The following is a 22054-nucleotide window of genomic DNA, read 5'->3' on the forward strand; positions in this document are numbered from 1 at the left end:
TTACGCCGCCACGGTCGGGGACTGCTCCTCTTCGATCTTCAGCCGCCAGCCGGTTACCGCTTCCCAGTACTCCTGCTCTTTTTCCAGATCCAGCAGCACCAGCGCATTCTGGCTAAACCAGTCATGGGGGAAGCTCAGCGTCCAGTGGTTGTCATCGGTTTTCAGCCGCAGCGTCGGCGGCGTGGTGGTCGCCTGGCGCTGGTTATTCAACAGCACACCGAGACGCAAGATCTGCACCAGCGGTAAAAACTGTTTCTTTTTAAACAGCGTAAAGCGCGGGATCTCATCGAGCTTGATCGCCTTGCGGTGGTAGCGCACCATCGTCGCCATCATCAGCTGCTGCTCCTGATTAAAACCGGGCAGATCGCTGTTTTGCAGAATATAGGCCGAGTGGCGGTGCATGCCGCTGTGGTTAATATTCAGCCCCACTTCATGCAGCATCGCCGCCCATTTCAGCAGCGCCGCCAGCTGCGGGTTGCCGAGTTTCGGGTTCTGCGCCTGCCACTGATCGTAAATCAGCGTGGTGGTATCCAGCACGCGGCGCGCCTGATCGCGGTCGATATTGTACTGGCTTGCCAGGCTCTGCGCGGTGCGGCTGCGGATGTCCTGATGGCGGAAACGCCCCTCCATCTCATACAGCACGCCTTCACGCAGCGCGCCGTCGGAGAGCCGCAGTTCGCGGATCGCCAGCGCGTCGAAGACGCCGCACAGAATGGCCAGACCCGGCACGAACACCACTTTGCGCTCATCGGAGAGGCCCGGCAGGGTAAGATCGCTGAAGCTCTTAAATTTCAGCACTTCGGCGACCACTCTCTCCAGCCGCTCCGGGGTGATAATGCCATCCTTCTCGCCCAGTGCGATCAGCACTTCATGCACCGCTTTTATCGTGCCGGAGGCGCCAAGCGCCACGTTCCAGCCCTGAATGCGGTACTGCCAGGCCAGCGACTCCAGCTTCTGCGTTGCTGCCATGCGCGCGCGGCGGAAGTTTTCACCGTTAATGGTGCTGCCCGCAAAGTAGAGCTGGGCAAAGCTGACGCAGCCCATCCGACGGCTCTCAACCAGCTGTGGCTGAAAATCTTCGCCGATTACCAGCTCCGTCGAGCCGCCGCCGATATCGACCACCAGCTTGCGGCCTTTCTCCGGCTGCGTGTGCTCAACGCCCATAAAAATCAGGCGCGCCTCTTCGTTGCCGGGGATGATCTCAATCGGGTAGGGGATCACTTTTTCGGCGCGTTTGAGAAACTCTGTCGCGTTCGACGCCTGGCGCAGCGTATGCGTACCGACGATGCAGACGCTGGCCGGATCGAAGCCCTGCAAGCGTTCGGCAAACAGCGACAGGCAGGCAATCCCGCGCTCCATCGCCTCTTCGCTTAGCATGTTATTGCTGTCCAGCCCGTCAGCCAGATGCACGCGCTGCTTAAGGCGCCCGATGATCTGCATCGCGCCATCCACCACACGGGCAATCACCATGTGGAAACTGTTGGAACCCAAATCGACCGCGGCGAACTCCTCCGGTCGTGGCATCTTCTCTTGTATCGGCATAGATTATTCGGACTGTTCGAGGGATTTGATATAGTCGTAAATCGCTAGTTGGGAGCGTACTTTACGACGATTCCCGCGCGGCACATAGCGATTACTCAGTTCTTTGTCGATATAACGGGCTTTCACCGTATCACTGAATTGCAGCTCCATAATATCCAGTACCCGCTGTTTCAGGCGCGGATCGAGAATGGGCGCGGCCACTTCAATACGGTAATCAATATTACGTGTCATCCAGTCGGCAGAGGAGAGCCAGACGCGCTTTTCGCCGCCATGTTCGAAAATATAGATGCGATCGTGCTCAAGATAGCGGTCAACGATACTGATCACCCGAATATTGTCGCTGATGCCTTCAAGATTGGGGATCAGCGAGCACATGCCGCGCACCAGCAAGTTCACCGGTACACCGGAGCAGGACGCCGCATAGAGCCTGTCTACCAGCCCTTTATCGACGAGGTTATTCAGCTTCAGCGTAATGCCGGACGGGTTACCGTTCTGCGCGTTGGCGATTTCCGCGTCGATCATGTCATAAAGCAGGCGGCGCGAGTTTTGCGGCGAAACCAGCAGATAGTCGAACTGCACCGGTCGATAGGGGTTCTCAATAAAGTTAAACACCCGGCGCACTTCGTTAGTAATACGCGCATCGGCAGTCAGCAGCGAGTAGTCGGAGTAGATGCGTGCGGTTTTCTCGTTGAAGTTACCGGTGCCGATATGGGCATAGCGCACGATCTCTTCGCCTTCCATACGCGAGATGAGGAACAGCTTGGCGTGAATTTTTAAGCCTGGCGCGGAGAAGATCACCTGCACGCCCGCTTCCGTCAGCCGTTTGGCCCAGTGAATATTGGCCTCTTCATCAAAACGCGCCTGCAGCTCCACCACCACGGTCACTTTTTTGCCGTTGTGCGCGGCGTGGATCATCGAGTCGATGATGCGCGAATCTTTTGCCACGCGGTAGATGTTGATTTTGATCGCCAGCACGTTCGGGTCGAACGACGCCTGGCGCAGCATCTCCAGCACGTGCTCAAAGGTGTGGTAGGGATAGTAGAGCAGCACATCGCGCTCGCGGATGGCGTCGAAACCGTTGCGGAATTTATCAAACCAGACGTGACGCAGGCGCGGCAGCGGTTTGTTGACCAGATTGGCTTTGCCGACATTCGGGAAACCAATAAAGTCTTTAAAGTTGTGGTAACGCCCGCCGGGAATAATCGAGTCGTAGCGGGAGATGGTCAGCTTCTCGCGCAGCATCTCAACCATCGCATCCGGCATATCGCGCTGGTAAACAAACCGCACCGGCTCGGCGGTCAGGCGCTGTTTCAGGCTTGAGGACATCAGCTCCATCAGGCTCGACTCCATCTCGTGCACCAGGTCATATTCGGCGTCACGGGTCATTTTCATCGAGTAGGCGTTGAGCGAGTCGTAATCGAAGAAGCCTTTGAAGATATCATCCAGGCAGTAGCGCAGAATGTTATCCAGCAGGATCATTGGTTTGCGGCGGCGCGGCGTCTCCGGTGGCAGGTTGACGAAGCGCGGCACTTTGTCTGAGGGAATTTCCAGCAGCGCGTAGCGGATATCGTCGCCGCGAATGATCTCTACCGCCAGATAGGTGTAATCATCCTTCAGGAAGCGCACCAGATTGGTTTCGCGGGTGATAAGCGTCGGCGTGATGTGCTGGCGCAGGTACTGTTTAAAGTAGCTGCGCAGCCAGCTTTGCTGGTTTTGCGAGAGCTGGCGTTCGTTAATCAGGAAGATCTGATTACGCGCCATCTCCAGCAGCAGGTCGTTATAGAGCCCGTCGAACTCCTGGTCGGCTTTCAATACGCGAGACTGAATTTTGCCCAGTAGATGACGTGAATTGGTCGCCACGCCCTGTTCTTCGCTGATGATCAGCCGCCGCTTAAGCTCGGCGAAACGGACCTTATAGAACTCATCAAGGTTATTGGAATAGATCCCCAGAAAACGCATGCGTTCGATAAGGGGGTTACTTTTGTCCGCGGCTTCCTGAAGCACGCGTTCGTTAAAGCACAACCAGCTTAGTTCTTTTTCGAGATATAACTTTTCCTGACCCATTCCTGTTTACACTCCGGTTCTTTCTCGAAGCACGGCCACTCCCTCTCGCACATGCGGTGCTTCGACTTGCAGGTGAACGTTGCTGGCGTTCCTTCGTATAAGACAACTTATTATGGCGAGCTTTGTTAGCAGATGTCCAACTGTGGCAAAAAAGTATGACAGTAATCAGTTTTATTGCTTAACGTGATGAAAAATAGTGCGGAGTGGTGAGGGAAGGGGGAGGTGCCGGAGATGGTTTCGCCTCTCCGGCACAGAATAGAGCCAGGCTGCGAAAGCCGCAGCCGGGGAAACGCGCAATTATTCGTCCGCTGCATACCCTTCAGGCGGCAAACGCAGGCCATCAAGCCAGGCACCGCCCTCCTGCATGGTCAGGCGACCCTCGACAAACCAGCTCACCACTAGCGGATAGATCGCATGCTCCTGCGCCTGCACACGGGCAGTAATATCCTCTTCGCTGTCACCCGCAAACACCGGCACTTTCGCCTGCAAAATTACCGGGCCGCCATCCAGTTCATCAGTGACAAAGTGCACACTGGTGCCGTGCTCCTCATCGCCGTTTTCCAGCACCTGGCGGTGGGTATGCAAACCGGGGTATTTCGGTAACAGGGAAGGGTGGATATTGAGCAGGCGACCGGCGTAGTGGGCAACAAACGCCGGGCTGAGGATGCGCATATAACCCGCCAGCACCACAACATCCGGTGCGTAGGCGTCAATCTCCTGCATCAGCTCACGATCGAACGCGTCGCGGTTGGCAAACTGATCTGCGCTCAGCGCATGAGCGGGAATATTCGCTTCCCGCGCACGCTGAAGGCCGAACGCGTCGGCCTTATTACTGAAAACTGCCCGCAGGGTGCCGTTGATTCTTTTCTGTTTGCAGGCGTCGATAATCGCCTGCAAATTACTGCCGTTGCCGGAAATCAGCACCACAATGTTTTTCATTCAATGACCACACGCTCGCTGGAATCAGAAGCTTTGATCATACCGATTTTCCATGCCTTTTCACCTTTGGCATTCATCAGCTCAATCGCTTTATCCACTTCCTGCGCGGGCAGGGCGATCACCATGCCAACGCCGCAGTTAAAGGTGCGGTACATTTCGTGACGGCTGACGTTACCGGCGCTCTGCAGCCAGTCAAACACTGCCGGCCACTGCCAGGAGGATTCGTCGATCACGGCCTGGGTGTTATCCGGCAGAACGCGCGGAATGTTCTCCCAGAAACCGCCGCCGGTGAGGTGCGCAACCGCATGAACCTCAACCTTTTCGATCAGCTCCAGCACGGATTTAACGTAAATGCGGGTCGGCTCCAGCAGATGATCGGCCAGTGATTTGCCTTCCAGCTGCGTGGTCAGCGGATCGGTGCCGCTCACTTCGAGGACTTTGCGCACCAGCGAGTAGCCGTTGGAGTGCGGGCCGCTGGAGCCAAGGGCAACCAGCACATCGCCATCGGCGACTTTGCTACCGTCGATAATCTCTGATTTTTCTACTACGCCGACGCAGAAACCGGCCACATCATAGTCGTCGCCGTGATACATGCCCGGCATCTCTGCCGTTTCGCCGCCGACCAGCGCGCAGCCGGACTGCAAACACCCTTCGGCGATACCGTTAATCACGCTGGCAGCAGTATCGACATCCAGTTTGCCGGTGGCGTAGTAGTCGAGGAAGAAGAGGGGCTCTGCGCCCTGTACCACCAGATCGTTAACGCACATCGCAACAAGGTCGATGCCGATGGTGTCGTGACGTTTCAGATCCATTGCCAGACGCAGCTTGGTGCCTACGCCATCAGTGCCGGAAACCAGAACTGGCTCACGATATTTTTGCGGCAACGCGCACAGCGCGCCGAAGCCGCCCAGCCCGCCCATCACTTCCGGGCGACGGGTCTTCTTCACCACGCCTTTGATTCGGTCTACCAGAGCATTGCCCGCGTCAATATCAACACCGGCATCTTTATAGCTGAGAGAGGTTTTATCGGTCACTGCTTCTGTCCCCACGCGTTTTCTAGCGGTAGCAATAAAAATTCGGCGCAATTCTAACAGCCAAGGCAAACGTTTGCGAGTCCATTGTTGCAGGGCGCGGTCGATTATTGTTTTATACTCTTCTCCAACTGAATTGATCGCGATCAAGCGGCTGCCTGTAGCGAAACGGGAAAAAAGCGGTATAATCCGGCGATTTTTTTTGTGGTTGCCACCTGTCAGCGGAAGGAGAAGAGTATGAAGGTCGTGGAAGTAAAACACCCACTCGTCAAACACAAGCTGGGCCTGATGCGAGAGAACGACATCAGCACCAAACGCTTTCGTGAACTCGCCTCAGAAGTAGGCAGCCTGCTGACTTATGAAGCTACTGCGGATCTGGAAACCGAGAAGGTCACTATCGAAGGCTGGAACGGCCCGGTAGAGATCGACCAGATCAAGGGTAAGAAAATTACCGTGGTGCCGATCCTGCGCGCCGGTCTGGGGATGATGGAAGGCGTGCTGGAGCACGTGCCAAGCGCGCGCATCAGCGTTGTCGGTATCTACCGCAACGAAGAGACGCTGGAGCCGGTGCCTTACTTCCAGAAACTGGTATCGAACATCGACGAGCGTATGGCGCTGGTGGTTGACCCGATGCTGGCGACCGGTGGTTCAATGATCGCCACCATCGATCTGCTGAAAAACGCCGGCTGCACCACTATTAAGGTGCTGGTGCTGGTAGCCGCGCCGGAAGGCGTCGCGGCGCTTGAGAAAGCGCACCCGGATGTCGAACTTTATACCGCATCTATCGACCAGGGTCTTAACGAGCAGGGGTACATCATTCCGGGGCTCGGCGATGCCGGCGATAAGATTTTTGGGACGAAGTAACTGACAACACAATGAAAGCCGACTTTGATAGTCGGCTTTTTTTTGGGAAACAGAACACTGCCCGCCGCACCGGACGGGGAGATTAACAACAACACTCAGAGGAAAACACTATGACGCGCCGTGCTATCGGGGTGAGTGAAAGACCGCCGCTTTTGCAGACGATCCCGCTTAGTTTGCAGCACTTGTTCGCCATGTTTGGCGCAACCGTGCTGGTGCCAATCCTGTTTCATATCAACCCGGCCACCGTGCTGCTGTTTAACGGTGTCGGCACGCTGCTCTATATCTTTATCTGTAAAGGGAAAATCCCCGCTTACCTCGGCTCCAGCTTTGCTTTTATCTCGCCGGTGCTGCTGCTGTTGCCGCTGGGTTATGAAGTGGCGCTGGGCGGCTTCATTATGTGCGGCGTGCTCTTCTGCCTGGTGGCGCTGATTGTCAAAAAAGCGGGCACCGGCTGGCTGGATGTGATGTTCCCGCCTGCGGCAATGGGCGCCATTGTGGCGGTGATCGGCCTCGAGTTAGCGGGCGTGGCGGCGAATATGGCCGGTTTGCTGCCCGCAGACGGGCAGAGCGCCGACAGCAAAACCATCACCATTTCGCTGGTGACGCTGGCGGTGACGGTCTTTGGCTCGGTGCTGTTCCGCGGTTTTCTGGCGATCATCCCGATTCTGATCGGCGTGCTGGCGGGCTATGCGCTCTCTTTCGCCATGGGCGTGGTCGATACCACACCTATCGCCCAGGCGCACTGGTTCGCGCTGCCAACCTTCTACACTCCGCGCTTTGAGTGGTTCGCTATCTTCACCATTCTGCCGGCGGCGCTGGTGGTAATTGCCGAGCACGTCGGGCATCTGGTGGTGACGGCCAATATCGTCAAACGCGATCTGATCCGCGACCCAGGCCTGCACCGTTCGATGTTTGCCAACGGTCTGTCGACGATGATCTCTGGCTTCTTCGGTTCGACGCCCAATACCACTTACGGTGAGAATATCGGCGTGATGGCGATTACCCGCGTCTACAGCACCTGGGTAATTGGCGGCGCGGCGATTATCGCTATTCTGCTCTCCTGCGTCGGCAAGCTGGCGGCGGCGATCCAGATCATTCCGGTGCCGGTAATGGGCGGCGTGTCGCTGCTGCTCTACGGGGTGATCGGGGCTTCGGGGATCCGCGTGCTGATTGAGTCGAAAGTGGACTACAGCAAAGCGCAAAACCTGATCCTCACCTCGGTGATCCTGATTATCGGCGTCAGCGGCGCGAAGGTGCATATCGGCGCGGCAGAGCTGAAAGGGATGGCGCTGGCGACCATTGTCGGCGTTGGCCTGAGCCTGATCTTCAAGCTGATTAGCGTGCTGCGTCCGGAAGAGGTGATACTGGATGCGCCAGAAAATGAGCAGGCGAAACCGTAAGTAGCGCACAGAATTGAACCGGGCCTCGCGCCCGGTTCAAACGGCGTCGATTTTTATGATAGACTCACTGCGTTTTTTGTAAGCCCTGTTGAGGTACCTCTGAACACGCCGGCACAGCTCTCCCTGCCATTATTTTTACCCGATGATGAAACCTTTGCGAGTTTCTGGCCGGGTGATAACCCCTCCTTACTGGCGGCGTTACAAAACGTTTTGCGCGAGGCGCACAGCGGTTATATCTATTTCTGGTCACGCGAAGGCGCGGGCCGCAGCCATCTGCTGCATGCCGCCTGCGCCGAACTCTCTCAGCGCGGCGATGCCGTGGGCTATGTGCCGCTCGATAAACGCACCTGGTTTGTCCCGGAAGTGCTGGAAGGGATGGAGCATCTCTCGCTGGTCTGCATCGATAATATCGAGTGCATCGCGGGCGATGAGCCCTGGGAGATGGCGATCTTTAACCTCTACAACCGCATTCTGGAGCAGGGTAAAACCCGCCTGCTGATCACCGGTGATCGGCCGCCGCGCCAGCTCAATCTCGGCTTGCCGGATCTGGCTTCGCGTCTCGACTGGGGGCAGATCTACAAGCTGCAGCCGCTCTCCGACGAGGACAAACTGCAGGCGCTTCAGCTGCGCGCGCGCATTCGCGGTTTTGAGCTGCCGGAAGATGTCGGCCGTTTTCTGCTGAAGAGGTTGGATCGCGAGATGCGCACGCTGTTCGACACCCTCGATCAGCTGGATCGCGCCTCGATCACCGCCCAGCGCAAGCTCACCATCCCGTTTGTGAAAGATATTCTGCAACTGTAGGGGCTTTTTCTGCCGGATGGCGGCGTACCGCCTTATCCGGCCTACAAGGGCTTGCGGTCTGTTGCGTAGGCCGGATAAGCGTGAGCACCATCCGGCACTGAACTGTGGCTTCTTCTGCCGGATGGCGGCGTCCCGCCTTATCCGGCCTACAAGGGCTTGTGGTCTGTTGCGTAGGCCGGATAAGCGTGAGCGCCATCCGGCACTGCACTGTGGCTTCTTCTGCCGGATGGCGGCGTACCGCCTTATCCGGCCTACAAGGGCTCATGGCCTACGGCCCGGCAATTACACTTTCCCGACGATCTCCATTACGCTTTCCGGCGGGCGGCCAATGCGCGCCTGACCGTTGGCGACCACGATGGGCCGCTCGATCAATTTCGGGTTCTCCACCATCGCCTGCACCAGCGCTGCTTCGGACAATGCGCTATCGCCGAGATTGAGCGATTTATAGAGATCCTCTTTCGTGCGCATCAACTCCCGTGCGCTCGACATACCAAGCCACTGCAACAGCTGTTTAATTGTTGCCGCATCCGGCGGCGTCTCCAGATAGAGCACCACCTCAGGCTCAACATCGTTGGCTTGCAGCAGGTTCAGGGTTTCGCGGCTCTTGGAGCAGCGGGGGTTATGGTAGATTTTTACTGCGTCTGACATCTTCTCTCCTGATTACATCTTTTCGTACGGGCGGAAGCGCTGCTGCATCTGGCGCAGCTGATCGATTCGCGCGTCATAGCGTGCCTGTTGCAGGCTGCCAAGCTTCACCTGCGCGCTGGCACTGCTCAGCAGCGTGATCGCCTGGTCGAGCCTGCCGATCAGCGCCTGGCCTTCGGCGCGTGCCGCCAGCTCCTGATCGCGGTTGCCTAGCGCCGCTTCCGTTTGCGCCAGCAGATCCCAACCGTTGATATCGTCTTTATTGGTGAAGGTGTAGCGATTGAGGATCTGCGCCGCCTGCGCAGGCTGGCCGCCCTGTAAGTAAGCGTTCGCCAGGTTGAGCTGTAGCACCGGGCTGTTCTTAAGCCCGCTGGCACTATTCAGGCGTTTAATCGCCTCGCCGCTTTTATTCAGGCCAAGATCGATATCCGTCGCCAGATCGAGATACCAGGCATTGTTAGCATCCGCGCTCAGCAGCGGCTGCAACAGTTTCTGCGCCCCGGCAAAATCTTTCGCCTCCATCGCTTTCAGCGCCCGGCCATACTGCGCGGCGCGCTGTTCGCGCACGTTGCCTTTCGCCCAGCTGTCGAGCAGATCGTCGGTCAGCTGGTTACGCCCGGAGTTATACATGCCCAGGGTGCGGGCCTTTGCCATATAGAACGACTCAGAAGATTGCACCACCACCGGGCGCATCTGGTTGGCGCGGTTGCGGGCGTCCGACAGGCGGCTCTCTGGCAGGGGGTGCGTCAGCAAAATTTCCGGCGGACGGCTGGAGTAGCGGGACTGATCGAGCAATTTTTCGAGGAAGGTCGGCATCGCCTGCGGATCAAAACCGGCGCGTTGCAGCACCTGAATGCCGATGCGGTCCGCCTCCTGCTCATTCTGCTGCGTAAAGCTGATCATCCCCTGCCGCGTGCCGGCCAGTGTACCGGTCAGCGCCGCCATCCCCGCCTGCGGGCTGGCCATCGCCAGCAGAATCGACCCCAGCGCGCCTGCCCAGGTGAGCGGCGCGCTGCTTTTCTGATCTTCCATCGCGCGCGCAAGGTGGCGCTGGGTAACGTGCGAAATTTCGTGCGCCATCACCGAGGCGAGCTGGCTCTCATTATCCGTGTAACGGAAGAGGGCTGAGTGCAACACCACGTTGCCGCCAAAGAAGGCGAAGGCGTTAATTTCGTCGTTATTCACCAGGTAGAAGTGGAAAGGGGTTTTCACTGAGTAGGCATGCGCGACCAGCCGCATACCGAGGGAATTGATGTACTGCACCAGCAGCGGATCGTTAATCAACGGCGCGCTGCCGCGCAGCTGGCGCACATAGAAGTCGCCCATCTGCATCTCCTGGCCGATGGAGAGCGTGCTGCCAGCCGAGGTGCCCATATCCGGCAGGCTATCTGCCGAATCCGCAAAAACCGGCGCAGCCTGGCCTGCGGTAAGGGCGGCGATAAGGGTTGCGACCAGCGTTCGTTTCAACTGCCTGAACATAACCTCTTTCCTGTGTTGGAGGTGACACAACGATAACCGGGTTCCATTCGGCTTACCCGCCCTGCGAGTGTAGCCGCGTTAATGGTCATTGAAAATCTTATTCACGGCAATGATATGTTTCCCGCAAAGGGAACGAAAAGCGAAGTCTTTTTTGTGACATTTCGATAAACTTCCCGTTCTGAACGTCCGCCAGTGAGGCGAAATAAGGAACGTTATGCTCGAAATGTTGACGCAGTGGTATCGCCGTCGCTTCAGCGATCCCGAAGCGATTGCCCTGCTGGTTATTCTGCTTGCCGGTTTTACCATTCTTTTCTTCTTTAGCGGCCTGCTCGCGCCGCTGCTTGTTGCATTGGTGATTGCCTATCTGCTGGAGTGGCCAACGGCCCGCCTGCAGCGCATTGGCTGCTCGCGCAGTTGGGCGGCAAGCATCGTGCTGGTGCTGTTCGTCGGCATTCTGCTGGTGATGGCTTTTGTGGTGATGCCGATTGCGTGGCAGCAGGGGATCAACCTGATTCGCGATATGCCCGGCATGTTAAACAAGCTCTCTGGTTTTGCTGCCACCCTGCCGCGCCGTTATCCCGCGCTGATGGATGCGGGCATCATTGATGCGATGGCTGAGAATATGCGCTCGCGCATGCTGTCGATGGGTGACTCGGTGGTGAAATACTCCCTCGCCTCGCTGGTCGGGCTGCTTACCCTTGCAGTCTATCTGGTGCTGGTGCCGCTGATGGTCTTCTTCCTGGTGAAGGATAAAGAGCAGATGCTGAGTGCCGTGCGCCGCGTGCTGCCGCGTAATCGCGGGCTGGCAGGCCAGGTGTGGAAAGAGATGAATCAGCAGATCACCAACTATATTCGCGGCAAAGTGCTGGAGATGGTGGTGGTCGGCGTTGCCACCTGGATTGGCTTTATTCTCTTTGGCCTCAACTACTCGCTGCTGCTGGCGGTGCTGGTGGGCTTCTCGGTGTTGATTCCCTATATCGGCGCGTTTGTGGTGACCATTCCGGTGGTTGGCGTAGCGCTGTTTCAGTTCGGGCTGGGCACCGAGTTCTGGAGCTGCTTTGCGGTTTACCTGATTATCCAGGGGCTGGATGGCAACCTGCTGGTGCCGGTGCTTTTCTCGGAAGCGGTCAACCTGCATCCGCTGGTGATTATCCTGTCGGTGGTGATTTTCGGCGGCCTGTGGGGCTTCTGGGGCGTCTTCTTCGCCATTCCGCTGGCAACGTTGATTAAAGCGGTGATCCACGCGTGGCCAGATTCGCTGGCCAGCGAAGATGAAGTGATAAGCGGATAAGGCGAGAGTAAGAGCTGGAGAGGAGGGCGACCCTGACGGGTTGCCCGCAGCAGAAGAGAGGACGTTTAGGCGTTCTCTTTTAACCAGTTCACGACGATATCGTGGTGATTGCTGGTTTTGAAATCATCAAACACATGTTCAATGGTGCCAGCGGCATCAATCAGAAAACTGATGCGGTGAATGCCGTCGTAGGTTTTACCCATAAAGGTCTTCTCACCCCAGACGCCAAACTGCTGGCACACTTCATGGCTTTCATCGGACAGCAGGGTAAAGTTGAGCAGCTCTTTCTCGGCGAAGCGGGAGAGTTTTTCCGGTTTATCAGTGCTGATACCGAGAACTTCTACGCCTGCTTTTTTTAGCTCATCCATATTATCGCGCAGGCCGCAGGCCTGGACGGTACAACCCGGTGTCATGGCTTTCGGGTAGAAATAGACCAGAACACGCTGTCCCTGGAAGTCGGCTAAATTTACTTGTTCACCGTCCTGATCGGGCAAGCTAAATTTCGGTGCGATATCACCGGCTTTCAGTGGATTCATTGCTTCACTCCATCCTGTTCATCATGCTGAGAATAGTTGACGACGTTTATACTGCCTTGCGCATTCAATTCTGTACAGAGCGCCCGAAACGCCTGCTCAATATTTGATGCATCCCGCGAGGCGGGGCTGTGGGCGGTAATCTGAATAAAGAGTTGCGGAACACCATCGACGCTGGCGGGCTGGGTACGGGAAACCAGCTCGGCAATATTCATCTCGTGAGCGTCGAATAACGCCGTAAAGCGTTCAATTAAATGGGGCGAATCCGGTACGTCAACCTGCACCCAAACGGTGGCGGGCATATCAGGACGCGGGCGAGCCTCGGTGCGCTTCATCACAATCAACAGATCCAGTTCGGCGCCTTTCAGCGGCAGGGTCGATTCGATAAGGGTGATGGCGTTCCACGACCCTGAAAGCAGCATGATAAACGTGAACTCTTCTCCCAGCATCGCCAGCCGGCTGTCTTCGATATTACAGCCGCAGCTGCTGACGTGGCGTGTGATCGTATTCACAATGCCAGGCCGGTCGGCCCCCAGCGCAGTGATAACCAAAAAGTGTTGTGATGAGGTTGTCAAACCTGAGCTTCCTGTCAAACATGAGGTAATCATAAGGAAAGCATAAAAAAAACCGGCATACAACCGCCACAGACCGTCAGGTCTCTTGCTTTTCTTACGGCACCGCACGTACCATTGAGGCTCTTGTTTGCACAGAGGATGGCCCATGTTCACGGGAAGTATTGTTGCGCTTATTACGCCGATGGATTCGCAAGGTAAAGTCTGCCGGTCAAGCCTGAAGAAACTGATTGATTATCATGTCGCCAGTGGAACCTCGGCGATCGTTTCGGTAGGGACTACCGGCGAATCCGCAACCCTGAGCCACGACGAGCATGCCGATGTGGTCGAACTGACGGTTGAGCTGGCTGACGGGCGCATTCCTGTTATTGCCGGCACGGGTGCAAACGCCACCGCCGAAGCCATCAGCCTGACGCAGCGTTTCAATAACAGCGGCATCGTTGGCTGCCTCACCGTTACCCCCTATTACAACCGCCCGACGCAGGAAGGTCTGTTCCAGCACTTCAAAGCCATCGCCGAACATACTGACCTGCCGCAGATTCTGTATAATGTGCCGTCGCGTACCGGCTGCGATATGCTGCCGGAAACCGTGGGCCGTCTGGCGGAAGTCAAAAATATTATCGGTATTAAAGAAGCGACCGGGAACTTAAGTCGCGTTCACCAGATCAAAGAGCTGGTTTCAGACGACTTTATCCTGCTGAGCGGCGATGATGCCACTGCGATGGACTTCATGCAGCTCGGCGGTCACGGTGTAATTTCCGTCACCACTAACGTGGCGGCGCGCGAAATGGCCGAGATGTGCAAACTGGCCGCTGAAGGGCAGTTTGCCGACGCCCGCGCGATTAACCAGCGTCTGATGCCGTTACACAACAAACTATTTGTCGAACCCAATCCGATCCCGGTCAAATGGGCATGTAAGGAGTTGGGACTTGTGGCAACCGATACGCTGCGTTTGCCGATGACACCGATTACCGACCACGGTCGTGAGGTGGTTCGTGCGGCGCTTAAGCATGCCGGTCTGCTGTAAAGTTTAGGGAGATTTGATGGCTTACTCAGTACAGAAGTCGCGCCTGGCGAAGGTAGCGAGTGTTTCACTTGTGATGTTGCTCGCCGCCTGCAATTCCGATTCACGTTACAAGCGTCAGGTCAGCGGAGATGAATCCTATCTGGATGCTACGCCGCTTGCTGAGCTTCATGCGCCCGCCGGGCTGATCCTGCCGGTGCAGACTGGGGACTACAATGTCCCTTCCGCCAGCGGCAGCGGTGCCGTTGGTAAAGCGCTGGACATTCGCCCGCCGGCACAGCCGCTGGCGCTGGTGACCGGTGCGCGTACCCAGTTCAACGGCGATACCGCCACGCTGATGGTAGAAAATGGTCGCGGCAATACCTTATGGCCGCAGGTTGTTAGCCTGATTCAGGCGAAAAACTTCACCATCGCCAAACGCGACGATGCCGCACAGACCCTGACTACCGATTGGGTTGAGTGGAACCGTCAGGATGAAGATCAGCAGTATCGCGGTCGCTATCAAATCGCGGTGAAACCGCAGGGCTATCAGCAGGCGGTTGTCGTCAAGCTGGTGAACCTGGAGCAGGCGGGTAAACCGGTTGCTGATACCGCATCGCTGCAGCGCTACAGCACCGAAATGCTGAACGTTATCTCCGCAGGCCTCGATAAAACTGCCACCGATGCGCAGAACGCCGCTGAGAAGCGCAGCGTGACCACGCTCGACGTGCAGAGCGGCGCGGATGATACCGGTCTGCCGATGCTGGTGGTGCGCGGTCCGTTCAATATCGTCTGGCAGCGCCTGCCGAACGTGCTGGAAAAAGTGGGCATGAAAGTGACCGACAGCACCCGTTCTACCGGCAGCATGGCCGTGACCTACAAACCGCTCTCCGACAGCGGCTGGCAGGCACTCGGCGCGCGCGATCCGGGTCTCAGCTCCGGCGACTATAAACTGCAGGTCGGCGACCTTGATAACCGCAGCAGCCTCCAGTTTATCGATCCGAAGGGCCACACCCTGACGCAATCTCAGAACGACGCGTTAGTCGCTGCCTTCCAGGCCGCGTTTAACCAGTAAGATCCAGGGCCGGAATACCTCCGGCCTTTTTTTATCAGCGTGACGCAAACGTGTGCGTCGGCGTAAGATAGTGCAATTAGCCTTGTAATCACACCTGGAGTAATAAAATGCAAAAGCAAGCTGAGTTGTATCGCGGCAAAGCGAAAACCGTCTACAGTACCGAAAACCCGGACCTGTTGGTGCTCGAATTCCGTAACGATACGTCAGCAGGGGATGGCGCGCGCATTGAACAGTTTGATCGTAAAGGGATGGTGAACAACAAGTTCAACCACTTCATTATGACCAAGCTTGCCGAAGCCGGCATCCCGACCCAGATGGAAGCGCTGCTCTCGGATACTGAATGTCTGGTGAAAAAGCTGGATATGGTGCCGGTCGAGTGCGTGATCCGCAACCGCGCCGCGGGCTCGCTGGTGAAACGTCTGGGCATTGAAGAAGGCATTGAGCTTAATCCGCCGCTGTTTGACCTGTTTTTGAAAAACGACGCCATGCACGATCCGATGGTCAACGAATCCTACTGCGAAACCTTCAACTGGGTGAATAAAGAGAACCTGGCGCGCATGAAGGAGCTCTCCTACAAAGCCAACGACGTGCTGAAAAAGCTGTTCGATGACGCAGGCCTGATCCTCGTCGACTTCAAACTGGAGTTTGGCCTGTTCAACGGAGAAGTGGTGCTGGGCGATGAGTTCTCCCCGGACGGCAGTCGCCTGTGGGACAAAGAGACGCTGGATAAAATGGACAAAGACCGCTTCCGCCAGAGCCTCGGCGGGCTGATCGAAGCCTATGAAGCCGTCGCGCACCGCCTGGGCGTGAAACTGGACTGATCCCCTAAATTAACGTCTCAGCCAGAGGGTGTCCGCATCCTCTGGTTTTTTTACGTCTTTTTCCCAGTGGTAATCCTTCCCTAACCGCCTACGATCATATATACACAGAGTCCATTATTGGCATAGGGAGGCAGTATGCGCTGGCAAGGGCGACGAGAGAGTGACAACGTAGAAGACCGACGGAGCCAGTCGGGCGGCCCCTCAATGGGCGGCGGGGGTTTCCGCCTGCCGCGGGGCAAAGGCGGGTTAGTCCTGCTGGTGATCGTGGTAGTAGCAAGTTATTACGGCGTGGATTTAACCGGCATGTTGACCGGGCAACCCGTCAGCGCGCCGTCGTCACAGCAGGCGGCGGTTAATCCGAAAGAGGATGAGGCCGCGCGCTTCTCCAGCGTGATTTTCGCCTCAACCGAAGATACCTGGGGGCAGCTGTTCCAGAAAATGGGGCGTCAATACCAGCAGCCAAAGCTGGTGCTCTACCGTAATCAGTTCAATACCGGCTGCGGCATGGGTCAGTCAATCATGGGGCCGTTCTACTGCCCGGCAGACAGCAAGGTCTATATCGATCTCTCCTTCTACGATGAGATGAAAAACAAACTCGGCGCGGGCGGCGATTTCGCTCAGGGCTATGTGATTGCCCATGAAGTGGGGCACCACGTGCAAAAACTGCTCGGCACCGAGGCGAAAGTGCGCCAGCTGCAGCAGAACGCCAGCGAGAAAGAGGTCAATGCACTCTCAGTTCGCATGGAGTTGCAGGCCGACTGTTATGCCGGTGTCTGGGGCCACAGCATGCAGCAGCAGGGCGTGCTGGAAGAGGGCGATCTCGCAGAGGCGCTGAACGCGGCGCAGGCAATTGGCGATGACCGTTTACAGCAGCGCAGCCAGGGTCGCGTGATCCCGGACAGCTTTACGCACGGCACCTCGGCGCAGCGCTACAGCTGGTTTAAACGCGGCATGGATAGTGGCGATCCGGCGCAGTGCGACACCTTTAGCGGGCGTCTGTAAGCCCTCACTATGCAATCGCTGGTTACACTGAGCGCGCAGATGGCGCGGGAAGGGATCCGCCGCCTGCTGGTGCTCTCCGGCAGCGCGGCGTGGTGTGCCGATCGGGCAGAAAAACTGCGCGATGCGCTCCCCGGCGACTGGCTGTTGGTGAGCGACGAGCCGCCGCCGCACTGCTCGCCGCGCGCGCTCACCACTTTGCTCGGGCGCGAGTTTAGCCATGCGGTGTTTGATGCGCGCGACGGCTTTGATGTTGCCGCTTTTGCCGCCCTCAGCGGCACGCTCAAAGCGGGAAGCTGGCTGCTGCTGCTGGTTCCGCCGCTCGATCGCTGGGCGCAGCAGTCGGACGCTGACAGCCGCCGCTGGAGCGACACCGCCAATCCCATCCCCACGCCGGTTTTTGTTGACCACTTTAGCCGCACCCTTTTTCACGACGGGCAGACGCTGCTCTGGCGTGAAGGGGGCGAGCAACCCATTCCTGATTTTCCACCCCGCGCTGGCTGGCATCCCGCCAGCGGTGCGCCGCAGCGCGAGCAGGCGGCGATTTTGGCTGAACTGGCTGAGATGCCGCCTGGCGTGATGGTGGTAACCGCGCCGCGCGGACGCGGTAAATCCGCGCTCGCCGGAATGCATATCGCAACCCTAACCTCACCCGCGGTGGTAACTGCGCCGACGCGCGCCGCCACCGATGTGCTTGCGCACTACGCGGGCGAAAAGTTTGATTTTATCGCCCCTGATGCACTGGCCGGGCGGATAAACCAGCAGGGGAGCCAGCCCGGCTGGCTGATTGTCGATGAAGCTGCGGCAATCCCTGGCCCGCTGCTGCATACCCTGACCGCCGCCTTTAGCCATGTGCTGTTAACCACCACCGTGCAGGGTTACGAAGGCACCGGGCAGGGCTTTTTACTGAAGTTTTGCGCCGGTTTCCCGCACTTGCGCCACCGCGCACTGACCACGCCTCTGCGCTGGGCGGCGGGTTGCCCCCTTGAGCGCGCGGTGGCCGACCTGCTGCTGCTTGATGACGATGTTACGACGGATAAACCCACCGGCCCGCTCACGGTGGCGCCGCTGCCCGCCAGCGCCTGGCAGCGTCATCCCGCACAGCCTGCGGCACTCTATCGCCTGCTGGCGAGCGCCCACTATCGCACCTCGCCGCTCGATCTGCGGCGCATGATGGATGCGCCAGGCCAGCACTTCTGGCTGGCGAAAAAAGCAGAACAGATTGTCGGCGCGCTCTGGCTGGTAGAAGAGGGCGGTTTATTGCCTGAATTAAGCCAGGCAGTATGGGCCGGTTTTCGCCGCCCGCGCGGCAACCTGGTCGCGCAATCACTCGCTGCGCACGGCGGCAGCCCGCTGGCCGCGACGCTGCGCGGGCGGCGCATCAGCCGCATTGCCGTGCATCCTCACTGCCAGCGCGAAGGCATTGGCCGCGCGCTGGTGGCGCAGGCGCGTGACAGCAACTGCGACTATCTGTCGGTCAGCTTTGGCTTTACCCAGGCGTTGTGGCACTTCTGGCAGCGCTGCGGCTTTATGCTGGTGCGCCTTGGCAGCCAGCGAGAGGCGAGCAGCGGCTGCTTTACCGCCATGGCGCTGTTGCCGTTAAGCGATGCCGGGCAGGCGCTGGCGGAGCATGAGCAGCAGCGTCTGGCGCGCGATCTCCCGTGGCTTTCTCACTGGCAGGGGGAAAAGTTAGACCTGCCAGTGGCCCTGGGGTCTACCCTTAATGATGAGGACTGGCTGGAGCTGGCCGGGTTTGCTTTTGCCCATCGCCCGCTCTCGGCCGCCACTGGCGCACTTTCACGCCTGCTTGCCGCAAGCGAGTTACCGCTCCCGGCGCTGCGTGGACAGCTTGTCCACTCTGAGCACGAGGCGCAGCTCTGCGCGCGTTTAGGCTTGCCAGGGCGCAAAGCGCTACTGGCGCAGCAGCGCACCGAAGCCGGTCTGGCGCTGCGGGCAGGTGATGAAGTGCGTACAGACACCCTGAAAAAGCAGGTGCAGGCCAGACAGTTTTTTTAACGATCTCCATCAGTTAAATGGCATTGTCACTCTTTTTGTCCGGCGTAGACTGCACCTGACACGTTAAGGAGATCCTGATGAAAGATGCCCATTTTGTTGTGCAACGCCCGACAAGCCCTGCGAAGCAACTGCTGTTGCTGTTCCACGGCGTCGGCGATAACCCGGTTTCAATGGGCGAGATTGGCCGCTGGTTTGCGCCAGCCTTTCCCGACGCGCTGATTGTCAGCATCGGCGGCGTTGAAGCGAGCGGTGCTGCACCCGGTCGCCAGTGGTTCTCCGTCGGCAATATCAGTGAAGAGAACCGCCAGCAGCGCGTCGATGCGGTGATGCCGCAGTTTATTGAGGTGGTGCGCTACTGGCAGCAGCAGAGCGGTATCAGCCCGCTTGCCACGGCGCTGATTGGCTTTTCGCAGGGGGCGATTATGGCGCTGGAGGGGATCAAAGCGCAGCCGGATCTCGCCTCGCGCGTCATTGCCTTTAACGGTCGTTACGCCAGTCTGCCGCAGCGGGTTGCCACCACCAATACCATTCACCTGATCCACGGCGGCGACGATCCGGTAATCGATCTGGCCTGGGCGGTGAAAGCGGAAGAGGCGGTTGCGGCATTAGGCGGCGATATCACGCTCGATATCGTTGAGGACCTGGGGCACGCGATTGACGATCGCAGCATGGCGCTGGCGCTGCATCATCTGCAGTACACCGTGCCGAAGCACTACTTTGATGAGGCGTTAAGCGGCGGCAAGCCGAACGATGATGACATCATTGAGCTGCTATAAAAGATTCACCCCCAAACGGGGGTGAAAGGTTACTTCTTCGGCTGGTCCTTATTCGGCCAGTCATCCTCGTCATCCCACTTATCGTTGAAATCACGATGCGGCGGCAGATCCGGCTTGTTGGCGAGAAACTTTTTATGATCGACGCGGCTAAGATCTTTGATCACGTTGATCAACACGCCGACTAAAAAAACCAGTACCAGAATCCACCAATATTTTGACAGCCAATCCATGCGAACCTCCAGCCCGTCAGGCGATGAGTTGTTCCATAATGCGCTGGTACATCCGCGCCAGCAGTTGCAGGTCTGCGGCGTTTACGCATTCGTTAATTTTGTGAATCGTTGCGTTCACCGGCCCAAGCTCGACAACCTGTGCGCCCATCCGCGCGATAAAACGGCCATCGGAAGTGCCGCCGGTGGTCAGCAACTGCGGTTTAATCTCATTATAGTGCTCAATGGCGTTAACCACCGCATCCACCAGCTTGCCGCGTCCGGTAAGGAACGGCTGGCCTGAAACCCACCACTCCACGGTATAGCGCAGCTGATATTTATCCAGCAACGCCTGCACTTTCGCTTTGATCATCTCGTCCGTCAGTTCGGTACTGAAACGGAAGTTGAACTGCACAAACAGCTCGCCGGGAATGACGTTATTGCTGCCGGTACCGGCCTGGACATTGGCGATCTGCATACTGGTCGGCGGGAAGTAGTCATTGCCGCGATCCCACTCGATGCCCACCAGCTCGGTTAACATCGGTACCGCGCGGTGAACCGGGTTATCCGCCAGATGCGGATAGGCCACGTGTCCCTGCACGCCATGAATCGTCAGGTTGCAGGTCATGGAGCCGCGACGGCCATTTTTCACCACGTCGCCCACCACTTCGGTGCTCGACGGTTCGCCTACCAGGCAGTAATCGAGACGTTCGTTGCGCGCCATCAGCGCTTCAACCACTTTCACCGTGCCGTTGGTGGCGCTGGCCTCTTCATCAGAGGTAATAAGAAAGGCGAGGCGGCCTCTGTGCTGCGGGTGCTGCGCCACGAAACGCTCGGCGGCAACCACCATCGCTGCCAGCGAGCCTTTCATATCTGCCGCACCGCGACCAAACAGCAGGCCGTCACGAATGGTAGGTTCGAAAGGTGGGTTGATCCAGCGGTCGACATCGCCCGCCGGGACAACGTCCGTATGACCGGCAAACGCCAGCGTCTCTCCCTGGCCGCGCCATGCCCAGAAGTTCTGCGTGTCGCCAAAATCCATCGGCTCAACGGTGAAACCGATAGCGCGCAGGCGTTCAATCATCAGCGCCTGGCATCCCGCATCATCGGGACTCAGAGAAGGGCGACGAATAAGCTGCTGCGTCAGCTCAATAACCGGGCATGACATAAACTACACCTCGTGAATAAACTTCCCATAACTGGATTCATTGAAACCCAGCAGCATAGGCTTACCGGGCGCGCAGAGCAATGGGCGTTTGATAATTGCTGGCATTTCAACCATTAAGGCAATCGCCGTTTCAGCGTCAACGACTGCCGCGCGCTGCGCTTCATCCAGCTTGCGCCAGGTGGTTCCGCGCGTATTCAGCAGCGCTTCCCAGCCAAGCTCAGCCACAGCAGGGCGCAGCAGGTCTGCATCAATCCCGTCGACGCGGTAATCATGAAAGCGGTACTCCACCTGCTCAGCCTCCAGCCAGCGGCGGGCTTTCTTGATGGTGTCGCAATTTTTGATGCCGTACATGGTGATCATGTTGAATCCTTTTGTCTCTTTTTTGCCTTATTCGAACAGAAAATTAGAATAACGGAATCTAATTCGAATATCATTCGCGTGGTAATAATAATTCACTTAACGGTGAGTTGAGTAATTTTAGTTAATTAACTTTTATTCACCGCTAGCTCATCGCGTAATAACAAAACTATAGATTTATCTGACAATGTGATCGCCATTTCATTTAGCCCTCAAGTTTTTGGAAAATATTGCCGTTAATCACAGTATGAGGCCGCAGAGCGGCGCATAGTAAGCCCAAGCCAAAGAGAAATGCCCGGTAAAGAGCGATTAATTCGATTGGTTTAAATAGCTTCACAGCGCATCCGGGCATTGAGTAGAATGGCCGTAATAATAAGAGAGGTAGTTATGATTGAACACGAAATGGGGAACTGGAAAGATTTTATCGAAGGCATGCTTCGTAAATAATTTTCAGACGAATGATTGAGCAGTG

The 22054-nt window shown here is 57.4% G+C and carries 22 protein-coding genes; 11 read left to right on the forward strand and 11 right to left on the reverse strand.

The features are described 5' to 3' along the window. The 4 genes from ppx to purM form a co-directional block, all read right to left on the reverse strand. Nucleotides 1-1542 (reverse strand): exopolyphosphatase, encoded by a 1542-nt coding sequence (gene ppx, locus IAE50_RS13160; RefSeq protein WP_094421502.1) that lies wholly within the window; start codon nt 1540-1542, stop codon nt 1-3. Between the two features lie 3 nt (nt 1543-1545). Beyond that, nucleotides 1546-3606: a polyphosphate kinase 1 gene (gene ppk1 / locus IAE50_RS13165; RefSeq protein WP_042713690.1), complete on the reverse strand. Its 2061-nt coding sequence runs from the start codon at nt 3604-3606 to the stop codon at nt 1546-1548. 297 nt (nt 3607-3903) lie between these two features. Beyond that, a complete protein-coding gene (gene purN, locus IAE50_RS13170) occupies nt 3904-4545 on the reverse strand; it encodes a phosphoribosylglycinamide formyltransferase (protein ID WP_042713692.1) in 642 nt (213 codons plus the stop codon). After that, on the reverse strand, nt 4542-5579 hold the full coding sequence (gene purM, locus IAE50_RS13175) for a phosphoribosylformylglycinamidine cyclo-ligase (protein ID WP_042713694.1): 1038 nt from the start codon (nt 5577-5579) through the stop codon (nt 4542-4544). The genes purN and purM overlap by 4 nt, the downstream gene beginning before the upstream one ends. Before the next feature lie 234 nt (nt 5580-5813). On the opposite strand from purM, the gene upp reads away from it, so the two are divergent. The 3 genes from upp to IAE50_RS13190 all read left to right on the forward strand — a co-directional run bounded on the left by upp (nt 5814) and on the right by IAE50_RS13190 (nt 8641). Beyond that, nucleotides 5814-6440, forward strand: a complete 627-nt coding sequence (gene upp, locus IAE50_RS13180; RefSeq protein WP_023481179.1) for a uracil phosphoribosyltransferase — start codon at nt 5814-5816, stop codon at nt 6438-6440. Nucleotides 6441-6550: 110 nt separating this feature from the next. Then, nucleotides 6551-7840, forward strand: a complete 1290-nt coding sequence (uraA, locus tag IAE50_RS13185) for a uracil permease (protein ID WP_076768803.1) — start codon at nt 6551-6553, stop codon at nt 7838-7840. Between the two features lie 99 nt (nt 7841-7939). Then, nucleotides 7940-8641: a DnaA inactivator Hda gene (locus IAE50_RS13190; RefSeq protein ID WP_034813832.1), complete on the forward strand. Its 702-nt coding sequence runs from the start codon at nt 7940-7942 to the stop codon at nt 8639-8641. Between the two features lie 282 nt (nt 8642-8923). Here IAE50_RS13190 and arsC read toward each other — a convergent pair whose 3' ends face one another. Both arsC and bepA read right to left on the reverse strand, forming a co-directional pair. Next, nucleotides 8924-9289 (reverse strand): arsenate reductase (glutaredoxin), encoded by a 366-nt coding sequence (arsC, locus tag IAE50_RS13195; protein ID WP_200580444.1) that lies wholly within the window; start codon nt 9287-9289, stop codon nt 8924-8926. Nucleotides 9290-9301: 12 nt separating this feature from the next. Further along, nucleotides 9302-10765 (reverse strand): beta-barrel assembly-enhancing protease, encoded by a 1464-nt coding sequence (bepA, locus tag IAE50_RS13200; RefSeq protein WP_076768802.1) that lies wholly within the window; start codon nt 10763-10765, stop codon nt 9302-9304. A 214-nt stretch (nt 10766-10979) separates the two neighbouring features. On the opposite strand from bepA, the gene IAE50_RS13205 reads away from it, so the two are divergent. Further along, a complete protein-coding gene (locus IAE50_RS13205; protein ID WP_023481206.1) occupies nt 10980-12056 on the forward strand; it encodes an AI-2E family transporter in 1077 nt (358 codons plus the stop codon). 65 nt (nt 12057-12121) lie between these two features. Here the strand turns inward: IAE50_RS13205 and bcp are convergent, their stop codons facing one another. Further along, nucleotides 12122-12592: a thioredoxin-dependent thiol peroxidase gene (gene bcp, locus IAE50_RS13210; protein ID WP_023481155.1), complete on the reverse strand. Its 471-nt coding sequence runs from the start codon at nt 12590-12592 to the stop codon at nt 12122-12124. Then, nucleotides 12589-13164: a glycine cleavage system transcriptional repressor gene (locus tag IAE50_RS13215; RefSeq protein ID WP_023481158.1), complete on the reverse strand. Its 576-nt coding sequence runs from the start codon at nt 13162-13164 to the stop codon at nt 12589-12591. Before IAE50_RS13215 ends, bcp begins: the two co-directional genes overlap by 4 nt. Nucleotides 13165-13309: 145 nt before the next feature. On the opposite strand from IAE50_RS13215, the gene dapA reads away from it, so the two are divergent. From dapA to ypfH, 6 genes are all read left to right on the forward strand, one after another. Next, entirely contained in the window at nt 13310-14188 is an 879-nt protein-coding gene (gene dapA / locus IAE50_RS13220; RefSeq protein WP_023481177.1) for a 4-hydroxy-tetrahydrodipicolinate synthase, read from the forward strand. 16 nt (nt 14189-14204) lie between these two features. Then, nucleotides 14205-15239: an outer membrane protein assembly factor BamC gene (gene bamC / locus IAE50_RS13225; RefSeq protein WP_076768801.1), complete on the forward strand. Its 1035-nt coding sequence runs from the start codon at nt 14205-14207 to the stop codon at nt 15237-15239. Nucleotides 15240-15346: 107 nt separating this feature from the next. Further along, nucleotides 15347-16060, forward strand: coding sequence for a phosphoribosylaminoimidazolesuccinocarboxamide synthase (gene purC / locus IAE50_RS13230; protein ID WP_054803517.1), 714 nt, complete (start codon nt 15347-15349; stop codon nt 16058-16060). 135 nt (nt 16061-16195) lie between these two features. After that, the gene (locus IAE50_RS13235; protein ID WP_042717307.1) at nt 16196-17062 is read left to right on the forward strand and encodes a neutral zinc metallopeptidase; all 867 of its coding nucleotides are present in this window, start codon (nt 16196-16198) and stop codon (nt 17060-17062) included. Nucleotides 17063-17071: 9 nt separating this feature from the next. Further along, nucleotides 17072-19075, forward strand: coding sequence for a tRNA(Met) cytidine acetyltransferase TmcA (locus tag IAE50_RS13240; protein ID WP_200580445.1), 2004 nt, complete (start codon nt 17072-17074; stop codon nt 19073-19075). 77 nt (nt 19076-19152) lie between these two features. Next, nucleotides 19153-19851 carry an esterase gene (ypfH, locus tag IAE50_RS13245; RefSeq protein WP_094421489.1) on the forward strand — a complete coding sequence of 233 codons (699 nt, stop codon included), beginning with the start codon at nt 19153-19155 and terminating at the stop codon, nt 19849-19851. 29 nt (nt 19852-19880) lie between these two features. Here ypfH and IAE50_RS13250 read toward each other — a convergent pair whose 3' ends face one another. Genes IAE50_RS13250 through IAE50_RS13260 form a run of 3 tightly spaced genes read right to left on the reverse strand, consistent with a single transcriptional unit; the run spans nt 19881 to nt 21585 of the window. After that, nucleotides 19881-20081 carry a YpfN family protein gene (locus IAE50_RS13250; protein ID WP_023481257.1) on the reverse strand — a complete coding sequence of 67 codons (201 nt, stop codon included), beginning with the start codon at nt 20079-20081 and terminating at the stop codon, nt 19881-19883. Between the two features lie 16 nt (nt 20082-20097). Beyond that, the gene (gene dapE, locus IAE50_RS13255; protein ID WP_200580446.1) at nt 20098-21225 is read right to left on the reverse strand and encodes a succinyl-diaminopimelate desuccinylase; all 1128 of its coding nucleotides are present in this window, start codon (nt 21223-21225) and stop codon (nt 20098-20100) included. Nucleotides 21226-21228: 3 nt separating this feature from the next. After that, nucleotides 21229-21585: an ArsC family reductase gene (locus IAE50_RS13260; RefSeq protein WP_042717316.1), complete on the reverse strand. Its 357-nt coding sequence runs from the start codon at nt 21583-21585 to the stop codon at nt 21229-21231. Between the two features lie 384 nt (nt 21586-21969). Here IAE50_RS13260 and ypfM point away from each other — a divergent pair, with 384 nt between their 5' ends. Next, nucleotides 21970-22029, forward strand: coding sequence for a protein YpfM (gene ypfM, locus IAE50_RS13265; RefSeq protein WP_124971302.1), 60 nt, complete (start codon nt 21970-21972; stop codon nt 22027-22029). Nucleotides 22030-22054 lie beyond the last annotated feature (25 nt).

It is taken from the genome of Kosakonia sp. S42, from assembly GCF_016624785.1.
Taxonomy (GTDB): domain Bacteria; phylum Pseudomonadota; class Gammaproteobacteria; order Enterobacterales; family Enterobacteriaceae; genus Kosakonia; species Kosakonia cowanii.

What these genes read in the sequence shown, in the direction of transcription:
- purN (WP_042713692.1), bottom strand. Translation starts at nt 4,545, where the DNA reads ATGAAAAACATTGTGGTGCTGATTTCCGGCAACGGCAGTAATTTGCAG.
- IAE50_RS13240 (WP_200580445.1), top strand. Translation starts at nt 17,072, where the DNA reads ATGCAATCGCTGGTTACACTGAGCGCGCAGATGGCGCGGGAAGGGATC.
- IAE50_RS13260 (WP_042717316.1), bottom strand. Translation starts at nt 21,585, where the DNA reads ATGATCACCATGTACGGCATCAAAAATTGCGACACCATCAAGAAAGCC.
- bamC (WP_076768801.1), top strand. Translation starts at nt 14,205, where the DNA reads ATGGCTTACTCAGTACAGAAGTCGCGCCTGGCGAAGGTAGCGAGTGTT.
- arsC (WP_200580444.1), bottom strand. Translation starts at nt 9,289, where the DNA reads ATGTCAGACGCAGTAAAAATCTACCATAACCCCCGCTGCTCCAAGAGC.
- ypfH (WP_094421489.1), top strand. Translation starts at nt 19,153, where the DNA reads ATGAAAGATGCCCATTTTGTTGTGCAACGCCCGACAAGCCCTGCGAAG.
- IAE50_RS13235 (WP_042717307.1), top strand. Translation starts at nt 16,196, where the DNA reads ATGCGCTGGCAAGGGCGACGAGAGAGTGACAACGTAGAAGACCGACGG.
- bcp (WP_023481155.1), bottom strand. Translation starts at nt 12,592, where the DNA reads ATGAATCCACTGAAAGCCGGTGATATCGCACCGAAATTTAGCTTGCCC.
- ppk1 (WP_042713690.1), bottom strand. Translation starts at nt 3,606, where the DNA reads ATGGGTCAGGAAAAGTTATATCTCGAAAAAGAACTAAGCTGGTTGTGC.
- dapA (WP_023481177.1), top strand. Translation starts at nt 13,310, where the DNA reads ATGTTCACGGGAAGTATTGTTGCGCTTATTACGCCGATGGATTCGCAA.
- IAE50_RS13205 (WP_023481206.1), top strand. Translation starts at nt 10,980, where the DNA reads ATGCTCGAAATGTTGACGCAGTGGTATCGCCGTCGCTTCAGCGATCCC.
- dapE (WP_200580446.1), bottom strand. Translation starts at nt 21,225, where the DNA reads ATGTCATGCCCGGTTATTGAGCTGACGCAGCAGCTTATTCGTCGCCCT.
- IAE50_RS13250 (WP_023481257.1), bottom strand. Translation starts at nt 20,081, where the DNA reads ATGGATTGGCTGTCAAAATATTGGTGGATTCTGGTACTGGTTTTTTTA.
- upp (WP_023481179.1), top strand. Translation starts at nt 5,814, where the DNA reads ATGAAGGTCGTGGAAGTAAAACACCCACTCGTCAAACACAAGCTGGGC.
- bepA (WP_076768802.1), bottom strand. Translation starts at nt 10,765, where the DNA reads ATGTTCAGGCAGTTGAAACGAACGCTGGTCGCAACCCTTATCGCCGCC.
- ppx (WP_094421502.1), bottom strand. Translation starts at nt 1,542, where the DNA reads ATGCCGATACAAGAGAAGATGCCACGACCGGAGGAGTTCGCCGCGGTC.
- uraA (WP_076768803.1), top strand. Translation starts at nt 6,551, where the DNA reads ATGACGCGCCGTGCTATCGGGGTGAGTGAAAGACCGCCGCTTTTGCAG.
- purC (WP_054803517.1), top strand. Translation starts at nt 15,347, where the DNA reads ATGCAAAAGCAAGCTGAGTTGTATCGCGGCAAAGCGAAAACCGTCTAC.